The sequence below is a fragment of the Sphingobium sp. CR2-8 genome (assembly GCF_035818615.1).
In the GTDB taxonomy this organism is placed as follows: domain Bacteria; phylum Pseudomonadota; class Alphaproteobacteria; order Sphingomonadales; family Sphingomonadaceae; genus Sphingobium.
The window spans coordinates 3295459-3306958 of sequence record NZ_JAYKZY010000002.1; the positions used below are offsets into that span (position 1 = coordinate 3295459).

Here is an 11500-nt window from a genome sequence, read left to right on the forward strand (position 1 = left end):
TGGTCTTATTGTCTTGTGCAGACTTGGTGCCGCTTACGCCAGATAGCGTAGGGGGGCGGTGCTGTGCTGCGCCGCGAGGATCGGGGCTTCGCTGGCGCGGGCCGGACCGACCGCTGAAAGGATCACGGTCGATCCGAACAGCAGGGCGGCCATGGCGACCGACATCAGTTGGCTGATTTCGCGGACGCTGTTGGTCTTGGTCATGGTCTTACTCCCTGAAACTTGGCCTTCGTAGGTTCCGCGATTTGTTGCGGATTGCCTGTAGCTTAGCAGATGCCGTGCCAGTTTTGGGAAATGGCAGTTTTCCAGGGTTTTTCGCGTTCCAAAGAGTTCGCGCCAATATGGCGCTTGCCAAGGAGTGGGAAATTTCACCATAAGTTGGCGCATGGAAAAAAATACGCAGTTTATCGGGCAGTCGTCGGTCTTTCTGGACGCGGTGGAGCAGGCAGGCCGGGCAGCCGAGCTGAACCGGCCGGTGCTGGTGATCGGCGAACGCGGCACTGGCAAGGAACTGATCGCCGAGCGGCTGCACCATCTCAGCCCACGCTGGGGCGAGCCGTTGATTACGATGAATTGTGCGGCATTGCCGGAAACGCTGATCGAAGCGGAATTGTTCGGCCATGAACAGGGCGCCTTTACCGGCGCGACCAAGGCGCGGCCGGGCCGGTTCGAGGATGCCGATGGCGGCACGTTGTTCCTGGACGAACTGGGCACATTGTCGATGGCGGCGCAGGAACGATTGCTGCGCGTGGTCGAATATGGAGAGGTCACGCGGATCGGCGCGTCGAAGCCGTTGACGGTGGATGTGCGCATCGTTGCGGCGACCAACGAGGATCTGCCCGCCGCCGCCGAAGCCGGTCGGTTCCGTCCCGACCTGCTCGACCGGCTGAGTTTCGAGGTTATCACCCTGCCCCCTTTGCGCGCGCGCGAAGGCGACATCACGGTGCTGGCGGACCATTTCGGGCGGCGCATGGCAGCCGAACGGGACTGGCCGCAATGGCCCGGCTTCAGTGCGGCCTGCGCGGCGGAGCTGGAAGGCCATGGCTGGCCGGGCAATGTGCGCGAACTGCGCAATGTGGTGGAACGCGCCGTCTATCGGTGGGACGAGCCGGGGCGGCCGATCAGCCGGATCACCTTCGATCCGTTCGCATCGCCATGGAAGCCCAAGTCGATGATGAAGCGGGCGGAGGTGTCGCCGTGTGAGGCCCCCGCCGCGCCATCAACGCCCGGCATGCGCTATGAGGAGATTAGCGACCTGCGCGCGGCGGTGGACGGGCATGAGGCGGCGATCATCCGCGCGGCGCTGGAGCGGTTCCGCTACAACCAGCGCGCCACTGCCAAGGGGCTGGGCCTGACCTACGACCAGTTGCGCCACTGCATGAAGAAACATGGGTTAAGCGCGGGGTAATCACCGCTCATCTTCTTAATCGTTCGGGCTGAGCCTGTCGAAGCCCCTCATTTCTATTGAAGAAGGGAAGCCCTTCGACAAGCTCAGGGCGAACGGGGAGAGGTTGGGCAATAACTTCCCCCGCATGGCATTAGCTCAGCGCGTCGGCACCGGTTCCGCGCCGCTATAGTCGTAAAAGCCCTTGCCGGTCTTGCGGCCATACCAGCCTGCCTCGACATATTTGACCAGCAGCGGCGCGGGGCGATATTTGGGATCGCCGGTGGTGCTGAGGAAGACGTTGAGGATTTCCAGCGCAGTATCCAAGCCGACGAAGTCGAGCAGCGTCAGCGGCCCCATGGGATGGTTGAGGCCAAGCTTGCAGCCCTGATCGATATCGGTGACGCTGCCCACGCCCTCGCCCAATACGAACACCGCTTCGTTCAGCATCGGCAGCAGGATGCGGTTCACCACGAAGCCCGGCGCGTCGAAGGCATGGACCGTGGTCTTGCCAATCCGCGAGGCGAACCCCTCCACCGCGGCGACGGTTTCGGGCGTGGTGGCGAGGCCGCGAATGACCTCCACCAGCACCATCACCGGCACGGGATTGAAGAAATGGACGCCGACAAAACGGCCCGCGTCAGGCGCGGCCTGCGCCAGGCGGGTGATCGGAATGGACGATGTGTTGGTGGCGAGGATCGCGTCCTTGGCCAGGATCTTGCCGACATTGGCGAAGATGGCGCGCTTCACCTCCTCGCGCTCGGTCGCGGCTTCGATCACCAGTTGCGCGTCGGCCAGTGGGGCGATGTCGCCCACGGGCGTGATCCGGGCCAGCGCCGCATCGGCGTCGGCCTGCGTGATCTTTTCTTTCTCCACCGCCTTTGCCAGCAATTTGGCGATGCCAGCCAGCCCCTTTTCCGCGCGGGGCAGGTCGATATCGGACAGAATGACGGCATAGCCAGCTTGCGCCGCAACCTGCGCGATGCCCGCACCCATCTGCCCCGCGCCGATCACGCCAACCGTCCGAATATCCGTCATGCCTTGCTCTCCCTCAAGAATTGTTTTTTACCCCTTAGCGAAGCGCAGGGCCGACGACCAGTCTTGGGCGCTCCTGCAATCGAACAGGCGTTGGGTCGTGCTCGGGTGCCGGAAGGATTGCTTGGCTGCCGACCATTTCCGGCTTTGCGCTGCGGTGCCGCCATGGTTAAAAGCCCGTCATGTCCGTTTCAGACCTGATGCCCGCGCCGACGGCCGGACGCTTCCTTGCCGACGCGCATCATTTCCCGCTGCGCGTGTACTTCGAGGATACCGACCTGTCGGGGATGGTCTATCACGCCAATTATCTGCGCTATATGGAGCGCGCCCGGTCCGACATGCTGCGCATCGCTGGCATCGACCAGCGGGCGAACCATGAAAGCAGCGCGGGCGTCTATGCGGTTACCGACCTTCAGATCCGGTATCGCCGCCCCGCGCGGCTAGACGACGACCTGATGGTCGTCAGCCGCGTGACCGATGCCCGCGCGGCAAGCTGCGTCATTCATCAGTCAGTCAGGTGCGGCGCGGAAGAGTTGACGAACGCCACCATCACTGTCGCCTGGCTGACGCCGCAGGGTCGTCCGCAGCGACAGCCTAAGGCCTGGACCGACATTTTCACTCGCCTTTGCCAAGGGGAAGACCTTCACCCATGACGCTCAACCTGCCTGCCGGCGCCATTACCGACGCCGCGACCATTTCCCCGCTCGCCCTTTTCCTTCAAGCCGACATCGTCGTGAAGGGCGTGATGCTGGGCTTGCTGCTCGCCAGCATCTGGACCTGGGCCATCATCATTAGCTTCTCCGTGTCGCTGCGCAAGGCGAGCAAGGAAAGCCGCAAGTTCGAGGCCGATTTCTGGAAGGCCGAGGATATCGACCGCTTCTATGAATCGCGGGGCAAGGCGGATTTCCCGGCGGCCAAGGTGATGGCGGCAGGCGTCACCGAATGGCGGCGGTCGACTGCGCAGAAGGTGATCGACCGCGACGGCACCCGCGACCGGCTGGGGACGTCGATGTCGAGCACGATCGCGTCGGAAGTTGATCGGCTCTCGGACCGGCTGAACATCCTGGCGACGGTGGCGTCGTCCGCGCCCTTCATCGGGCTGTTCGGCACGGTGTGGGGCATCATGCGCGCCTTCACCTCGATCGCTGCTGAACAGAACAGCTCGCTCGCGGTCGTGGCGCCCGGCATTGCCGAGGCGCTGTTCGCCACTGCCATCGGCCTGTTCGCGGCGATCCCGGCGCTGATCGCCTACAACCGGTTCAGCCATGGCATCAACCGGCTGGAAGCGGGGCTGACCCGTTTTGCCGACAGCTTCTATGCGACGCTGAGCCGCGAGCTGGAGGCTCAACGATGAGCGGCTCCTGCTTCGTTGCGGAAGGCGCGTACTGATGGCGATGTCCGGTCCTCCCTCATCCCGGCGCGGACGCGGGCGTGCGCCGATGGCCGACATCAACGTCACGCCGCTGGTCGACGTCATGCTGGTATTGCTGATCATCTTCATGGTCACCGCCCCGCTGCTGGTGACGGGCGTTCCCGTCAATCTGCCCGAAACCCGCGCCAAGGGGCTGGATGCGGACGCCAAGCCGACCATCGTGTCGATCGATCGCGACGGCGGCCTGTTCATCGACGACGCACAGATCAGCGACGCCGACCTGCCCGATCGCCTGAGCGAGATCGCCGCCGCCCATGCCGGCCAGCCTGAACCGCCGCAGATTTTCCTGCGCGCCGACACCGCGCTGGACTATGGCCGGGTGATGCGGGTGATGGGCGAACTGAATCGCGCAGGCCTGAACAAGGTCTCGCTGGTCAGCACCGGGTCGGATTCCGGGTCGGCCAGCGACGGTTCAGAATAGGGACCATAGGTCAGCGATATGGAGCGCGCGGAAAAGATCGGCCTTGGCGTCGCGACGGCGGGACATGTCCTGCTGTTCGGATTGCTGTCGGCTGGATTCCTGGCCACCCCTAACCCGTTGAAGCTGAAGTCGCCGCCGATGGACGTGACCCTGGTGGACGAGGTCGCGCTGCAATCGACCGCGCCGCAGGTGTCGACCCAGCCCCCGCCGCCCAGCGTCGCGCCGGAGGAAGGCCCGACGGAGGATGCGAAGCCCGCGCCGGAGCCGGAACCCGCACCAGAACCCACGCCTGCGCCGCCACCGCCCAGGGCCGAGCCGAAACCCGTACCCAAACCCAAGCCGACGCCACCCAAGGAGGTCGCGAAGGAAGCCCCGGCCAAACCCAAGCCGACGCCGCCGAAGAAAGAGGTGGCCAAGGCCGCGCCAAAGCCAAAACCCGCGCCGGAAAAACCCACGCCCAAGCCGACGCCTGAAAAGCCAAAGGCAACGGCGGCTGCGCCGTCCAAGAGCGACGCCAAGGCCAAGAGTGACGCGAAAGCGAAGGCTGATGCGAAAGCAAAGGCCGACGCTAAGGCGAAAAGCGACGCCAAGGCCAAGAGCGATGCGAAAGCCAAGGCCGATGCCGCGCGCGCTTCGGGTCAGGGCAAGGCGGAAAAGCCCAAGGGTTCGCTGCTGGGGAAGGATTTCCTCAAGGGCATCGATACCCGTGACGATGCGCCGCGCAAACCCGCGCCGCCGCCCGCCGCCGCCATGGGACCGGCGCAGAAGACGGCGCTGGACGCCGAATTGCGGCGTCAGCTCAAGCCCCATTGGCGGCCGCCATCCGGCGCGGACGCCGATCAGTTGATTACCCTGCTGGAGGTGCGGCTCGACCGCAACGGGGCCGTCATCGGCACGCCCGAAGTGATCGACCAGCAGGGCGTCACCGCCAGCAACCGTCCGCAGGCGAAGCTCCATGCCGAACGGGCGATCCAGGCGGTGAAGCTGGCGTCCCCCTTCCGCAACATGCCGCCCGAATTTTACGACCAATGGAAATGGCTCCGGCCACTCCGCTTTGACGCGAGGCTGAACCGATGAAGACCACCATCCTGCGCCGCCTGAGTTTGGCAGGCATCGCGCTTGCCGCCATCCTGTCCGCGCCCGCCATGGCGCAATTGTCGGTCGACGTCACCGGCGAGGTCGACAGCAATGTCAAGGTCGCCGTGCCGTCCCTGCCCGCGCAGCAGGACGTGGCGACGCCCGCTGGAACCGCCAGCGAACTGGGGCGCAAGATCGCCGAAGTGATCGCGTCGGACCTCAAAGGCTCCGGCCTGTTCGATCCGTCGGGTCCGGGCGGCATGCCGCCGGTCGCCTTCCCCGAAGTCACCAACCCCGTCTATGACAAATGGGGCGCCTATCAGGCACTGGTGCAGGGGTTCGTACGCACGAGCGGGGGGAGGCCGACATTACCGTGGGCTGCTACCTCTATGACGTGGCGTTGAAGCAGGAACTGACGCGGCAGGGCTATGTCGTCGCGCCGCGCGACTGGCGGCGGGCGGCGCATAAATGCGCCGACGCCATCTATGCGCGCCTATCGGGCGAAAGCCCCTTCTTCGACAGCCGCATCGCCTATATCGCCGAAAGCGGCCCCAAGGGCGCGCGGGTCAAGCGCCTCGCCATCATGGATTCGGATGGGGCGAACCACCGCTTCATCACCAACGGCCAGTCGATGGCGCTGACCCCCCGCTTTTCGCCCGATTACAAGTCGATCCTCTATGTCAGCTATCTGGGCAGCCGGGTGCGCCTCTATATCTACGACATCGGTGCGGGGCAGCAGAAGCTGGTTACCGAAAGCAACAATCCCACCTTCGCGCCGCGCTGGTCGCCCGACGGACGCTCCATCCTGTTTTCCATGGCGGTGGCGGGCAATACCGACATTTATCGCGTATCGGCCAATGGCGGCACACCGGTGCGGCTGACCAATTCGCCAGGCATCGACGTGGGCGGCAGCTATTCGCCCGACGGGAGCCAGATCGTGTTCGAAAGCGACCGGTCGGGTGGGCAGCAAATCTATGTGATGAACGCCGATGGCTCCAACCAGCGACGCATCAGCCATGGCGGCGGGCGCTATGCGACGCCCGAATGGTCGCCGCGCGGCGACCTCATCGCCTTCACCAAGCTGTCGGGCGATTTCAAGGTCGCAGTCATGACGCCGAGCGGCGACAATGAGCGTATCCTGACCAATGGCTGGCAGGACGAACAGCCGACCTGGTCGCCCAACGGCCGCGTGCTGCAATTCTTCCGCACGACGCCCGGCAAGCAGGGCAGCAGCCAGGTATGGCAGGTCGACCTGACCGGCGTGAACGAGCGTCGTATTCCCACGCCGCTCAGCGGGTCCGATCCGGCCTGGGGACCATTGTTGCCATGATCCTGCGTCAATGCGGCGGAACCTTCGTCGTCTTGACAGCGTAACGAACTTCACGGACCCTGATGACTGTCTTAGCGGGCGGCATAGAAAAAACTCGAAGGAGACCCCTTTCATGAAATTGTCCCGGACCCTGTTGGCGGCCACCGCCATCATCGCCCTCGCCGCCTGTTCCAAAAAGCCTCCGGCGCAGTTGCCCCCGCCCCGGGTGGCGGCGTCTACACCGGTAGCCAGAATGGGTCCGGCGGCATGGGTGCCGGCCCCACCAAAGGCAGCCAGGCGGACTTCGTCGCGTCGGTATCGTCGGACCGCATCTTCTTTGGCCTGGACCAGTATGATGTCGATGCGGAGGATCAGGCGGCGTTGCAGAGCCAGGCCGCATGGTTGCGCCAGAACCCGAATGTGCGCGTCACGATCGAGGGTCATGCCGACGAGCGTGGCACCCGCGACTATAATATCGCACTGGGCGAGCGCCGCGCCAATGCGGCCAAAAACTATCTCGCCTCGCTCGGCATCGATCCGGGCCGCCTGACCACCGTCAGCTATGGCAAGGAGCGCCCGGCCGCGCTGGGATCGGACGAAGCATCTTGGGCGCAGAATCGCCGCGCGGTGACGGTGACTATCCAATATTGATCGCACCCTCTGCCGTAATCTTGAAAGCCCGCCGGTCCCCGCGATCGGCGGGCTTTTTCCATGTCCGCAACAAAGCTGCTGACAAGATGCCCAATCTGGCCGATATGCTTCCTCTATATGGAACGCCCCGATATATGGGACGCCCCGGATTTAAAGATTGGCACGGCGGGATCATCATGCAGGACGGCAACGACAGGCAGAAGGACGGACAGGAAACGGTGAAGGGCACGCAGACGCTGATGCGCGCGCTCGACATCATGGACGAGGTGATCGACGGGCCGATCCGCGCCGCCGACCTGGCGCGTAAACTGGGCATGAGCAAGACGACGGCCCATCGACTGGTGCAGGCGCTCAAATCGCGCAATTATCTGTCGGTGACGCGGGACGGCTTCGCGCTGGGGCCCAAGCTGCTGCAACTGGGCGTGCTGGCGACCGAGCAGATCGACTATGTGCGGGTGGCGCGCCCGTTCATGGAACTGTTGTCGGACCGTACCGGGTTCTGCGTGTTCGTGGGCAAGCGCGAAGGCGACTGGTCGCGCCATCTGGACCGGGTGACCGGCACCCAGCGGCTGCGCGTCGCGACGGCGCCGGGCGATCGTCGTCCGGTGGCCGAAACGGGCCTGGGCAAGGCGCTGCTGCTGGACGAGGATGAGGCGGGCTGGGAACGGCTTTATGTCGAGGCGAAGGACGGCAAGGTCACGCCTGCGCAGATTGAGGCCTTCGTCGCGGAAATGCGCGGCCACAAGGCGCGCGGCGAGGTGCTGCACGATAGCGAGTTGGGCGATGGCGTCCGGTCGATCGCGGTGCCGGTCCGCGACGCCAAGGGGCAGATCTGCATCGCCATATCGATCGCCAGCGCCGCCCATTATCTGACCGACGACTTGCGGCCAGGGCTGGCCGAGCAGGTCATGCGATCGGCCGAACTGATCAGCAGCGCGGTCGGCTATAGCGGACCGCGTTGAATGGCACGGCGCCCTTAACTTCCCACATTTCCCGCCAATTTCGAAATTTCCGATCAAAAGTTGGACATTTTGTTGCGATCGATGGCGTCCGTCACAAAGTATAGCGCGCCCGACCCGGCGTAGGACAGGCAGACACAATAAGGGCGCGGTCACCAGGGTGGCCGCGCCCTTGAGTTTGGGGAGAAAGGGTAAGTCGATTACATCCGGTAGGTCACGCCGAAGGTGAAGGTGCGGCCGATACGGGTTTCGAACAGCGTGTCCTGGCGCTGGCTGTCGATGTAGAGACGGTTCTGCTCATCGGTCAGGTTGGTGGCCTCCACGATCAGCTTCAGGCGATCGGTGACATTATAGCTGGCCGACGCATCCATGTAGAAGGTCTTGGCATTACCCTGCAGATCGCTGCCCGGCGAAGCCGGGATGCCGCGGATGAACTGGTCGCGGAAGTTGCCGGTGGTGCGGATGCTGAACTTGTCATCCTCATAATAGAGCGTCGCCGACGCGGTATTGGGTGACAGGCCGACCAGATCGGCCGTGGTGGTCACGGTCGGCACGCCGTTCACGCTGTTGAGGATGTAGTTAATCTTCGACGTGACATGGGTGTAGTTGGCCAGCAGACCGAAATTGCTGAAAAACCCGTCGAGGAAGGTGAAGGGGATCTGGGCGTTGATTTCGATGCCCTTGAGCTTGCCGCCCGGCGTGTTGAAAGGCTGCGAGATGGTGAACGGATCGGTCGGAACGGCCGTGCCGCCGATCAACAGGGCGTCGGGCAGACCCAGTTCGTTGAAGTTGATCTGGCTGTTCACATTTTGGATATAGCTTTTGATATCCTTGTAGAAGAAGGCGGCGGACAGCAGCGAGCCGGGGCGGAAATACCATTCGATGGCGGCGTCGAACGTATTGGCGCGGATCGGGCTGAGAAGCGGATTGCTGATGCTGCCGACGCGGGTCGTGGGATTGATCGTGACGGTCGGCGTCAACAGACCCAGTTCAGGCCGCGACAGCACCTTTGCGCCGGAGAAGCGGACCAGCAGATTATCGACCGGTTCGATCACGATGTTGGCGGAAGGCAGCCAGTCATCATAGCTGTTGCGGACGGCCTTATACTGACCCGCAAGGCCCGTAGGCGAGGTGGCACTGGCGATATTGATATAGCCCGACCCCACCATATCGGTCTTGACGTAGCGGACACCCGCATCGCCGCGAACGGCAAAGCCGAGCGCGTCTTCCAGGTCGAAATTGGTCATCACATAACCGCTGGAGACTTCCTCCACGACGCGGCTGCGCCCGGCGCCACATTCGATGCCGCAATAGCGCACGTCTGCGAAACCGAAGGTGCTCGCCCATTTCTCGGGATCGATCGCGGCCCAGCTGGCCGGTGCGCCATTGCCCCACAGCTTGTCCACGCCGGTGATGCTGGTGGTGATGCTGGCAAGGCTGGTCCCGGCCGGCAGATTGCGGACGACCGTGTCGGCATTGAAGGGACGCAGGAAGGTGGAGAGAAAGTCGCTACGCCGATATTGCGCGCCCGCCTTGATGGTGAAAGCGTCGCTGACCGTCCATTTCAGGTTGGTTTCGGCGGTCATATTGTCGGTCGTGTTCTTCGACGGCTTGCCCTGGAAGCTGAAGCCGCCGCGCACCGTGCCGTTGACGGTCGGGGCATAGCTGAAGCTGGCAGGATTGTTGACATCGACGCCGAAGCCCAGCTTGGGCGTGGAGCCGCCGTCGCGGAAGTCGATCGAGAAGCCGTTGGTGTCGATCGCGTCCATGAAGGTCTGGAGACGGCTCTTGCCGTCCCAAACCGACTGGTTGAAGCCAACGAGGCCGCTGATTTCCAGGCTGTCGTTGAGCTGGCGCTTGAAGTTGAGGTTCGCCTGCTTGAAGGTCGAGACGAAGTGATCGACCAACCCTTCGGACCGCACGTCGACGCCGTCGAACACGCCATGGACCAGCGAGCCATTCTCGTCGAATTCGATTTCGCGCACCGACGTCATCGGCTGGCCCAGATTCGACGCGTTACGGGCGAAGGACACGGCGGCGATGTAATTGTCGCGGCGCGTCACTTCGAAGCGTGAATAGAGTAGGTCGAGCGAGATGTCGGTGTCGTCGTCGGGGTTGAACTGGAAGGTCAGCGATCCACCGATCCGTTCCTGCTTCTGTTCGCTGTTCAGATAGCGCGGCAGGCGAGGCAGGAACGCGCCGCTGCCCGCGACGCCAGGCAGGTCGGCACGGCGCAGATTCTGGATCGTCTGATAGGCGGCCGCATTGCTGGTGCGCGGATTGCCGGTGCTGCAATTGGCCGCAGTGACACCGCGCGACGCGAGCTGCTCAGCCGTCTGGCCCGCCGTGTTGATCGGCGCGCCCAGCGGCGAACAGAAGCCGCCATTGGTGTTGGCCGACAGGATATCGACCGCCGAATAGCCCACTTCACGCAGGTTGCGCTTCTGATAGGCGACCGACCCCAGGATGCCGAAGCCGCTGTCGCCGAACTTCTTGGACACGAGCAGGGACGCGCGCGGATCGACCTTCTTCGACAGTTCGTTGTAAACGCCGCGCATGGTGGCCGCGAGGACGAAATCCTCCTTCTGCTCCATCGGCTTGGGCGCGCTCAGATCGACCGTGGCGCCGAGCGACCCTTCTTCGATATCGGCGGAGGTCGTCTTGCGCACCGACAGGGCGGAAAAGATTTCGGTCGGGAAGACGTTGAAGTCGAAGCTGCGGCCATTGTTGCCCGCGCCATAGATGTCGGACGAACCGGTCTGCGCCGTGCCTTCCATCCCGTTGATGCGGACGCGGGTGAAGCCGGCGCCCAGACCACGGACCGAGATGTTGCGGCCTTCGCCGCCGTCGCCACGGGCGAGCGCAATGCCCGGTACGCGCTGCATCGATTCGGCGAGGTTGGAGTCGGGGAACTTGCCGATATCTTCGGCGACGATCGAATCGATCGCTGCGGCTTCGGACCGTTTCATGCCCAGCGCGCTGTTGAGCGAGGCGCGGAAGCCGGTGACGACGATGTCGGCGGCGCCGGCATCGGCGGCAGGCTGATCGGCGGCGGGCTGTTCCTGCGCGGCCGCGGGTAAGGCGACCAGCAGCGTGGCGGCGATCGCCAGCGCCGAGCTGCGGCGGGCAAAAGCGGAACGGATACGCATCTTATTTCCTCCCCTATTATGACTGGCCCCATCGCTGATGGGCGTCCAGAATGTCCCACTATGTGAACTGATGTGTCACTCTA

General features: G+C 63.9%; 9 protein-coding genes and 2 pseudogenes. 8 read left to right on the forward strand and 3 right to left on the reverse strand.

The window, feature by feature from the left end; translation table 11 throughout:
- Window positions 1–33: 33 nt before the first annotated feature.
- On the reverse strand, window positions 34–204 hold the full coding sequence (locus U5A82_RS20190; protein WP_326292635.1) for a hypothetical protein: 171 nt from the start codon (window positions 202–204) through the stop codon (window positions 34–36).
- A gap of 181 nt (window positions 205–385) precedes the next feature.
- Between U5A82_RS20190 and pspF the strand changes: the two genes are divergently transcribed.
- Window positions 386–1408 carry a phage shock protein operon transcriptional activator gene (gene pspF / locus U5A82_RS20195; protein ID WP_326292636.1) on the forward strand — a complete coding sequence of 341 codons (1023 nt, stop codon included), beginning with the start codon at window positions 386–388 and terminating at the stop codon, window positions 1406–1408.
- A 135-nt stretch (window positions 1409–1543) separates the two neighbouring features.
- Here the strand turns inward: pspF and U5A82_RS20200 are convergent, their stop codons facing one another.
- Complete coding sequence (locus U5A82_RS20200; protein WP_326292637.1) at window positions 1544–2422, reverse strand: 3-hydroxybutyryl-CoA dehydrogenase; 879 nt, start codon at window positions 2420–2422, stop codon at window positions 1544–1546.
- 179 nt (window positions 2423–2601) lie between these two features.
- Here U5A82_RS20200 and U5A82_RS20205 point away from each other — a divergent pair, with 179 nt between their 5' ends.
- The 7 genes and pseudogenes from U5A82_RS20205 to U5A82_RS20235 all read left to right on the forward strand — a co-directional run bounded on the left by U5A82_RS20205 (window position 2602) and on the right by U5A82_RS20235 (window position 8271).
- Window positions 2602–3072: a YbgC/FadM family acyl-CoA thioesterase gene (locus U5A82_RS20205; RefSeq protein WP_326292639.1), complete on the forward strand. Its 471-nt coding sequence runs from the start codon at window positions 2602–2604 to the stop codon at window positions 3070–3072.
- Complete coding sequence (tolQ, locus tag U5A82_RS20210; RefSeq protein WP_326292641.1) at window positions 3069–3773, forward strand: protein TolQ; 705 nt, start codon at window positions 3069–3071, stop codon at window positions 3771–3773. The genes U5A82_RS20205 and tolQ overlap by 4 nt, the downstream gene beginning before the upstream one ends.
- Window positions 3774–3807: 34 nt before the next feature.
- A complete protein-coding gene (locus U5A82_RS20215; RefSeq protein ID WP_326292642.1) occupies window positions 3808–4272 on the forward strand; it encodes an ExbD/TolR family protein in 465 nt (154 codons plus the stop codon).
- Between the two features lie 18 nt (window positions 4273–4290).
- The gene (gene tolA, locus U5A82_RS20220; RefSeq protein ID WP_326292643.1) at window positions 4291–5349 is read left to right on the forward strand and encodes a cell envelope integrity protein TolA; all 1059 of its coding nucleotides are present in this window, start codon (window positions 4291–4293) and stop codon (window positions 5347–5349) included.
- A pseudogene (gene tolB / locus U5A82_RS20225) lies at window positions 5346–6679 on the forward strand (Tol-Pal system beta propeller repeat protein TolB). The gene tolA and the pseudogene tolB overlap by 4 nt, the downstream one beginning before the upstream one ends.
- A gap of 112 nt (window positions 6680–6791) precedes the next feature.
- Window positions 6792–7309 (forward strand): annotated as a pseudogene (pal, locus tag U5A82_RS20230) (peptidoglycan-associated lipoprotein Pal).
- A gap of 176 nt (window positions 7310–7485) precedes the next feature.
- Entirely contained in the window at window positions 7486–8271 is a 786-nt protein-coding gene (locus U5A82_RS20235) for an IclR family transcriptional regulator (protein ID WP_326292644.1), read from the forward strand.
- Window positions 8272–8468: 197 nt separating this feature from the next.
- Here U5A82_RS20235 and U5A82_RS20240 read toward each other — a convergent pair whose 3' ends face one another.
- Window positions 8469–11417, reverse strand: coding sequence for a TonB-dependent receptor (locus U5A82_RS20240; protein WP_326292645.1), 2949 nt, complete (start codon window positions 11415–11417; stop codon window positions 8469–8471).
- Between the last annotated feature and the right edge of the window lie 83 nt (window positions 11418–11500).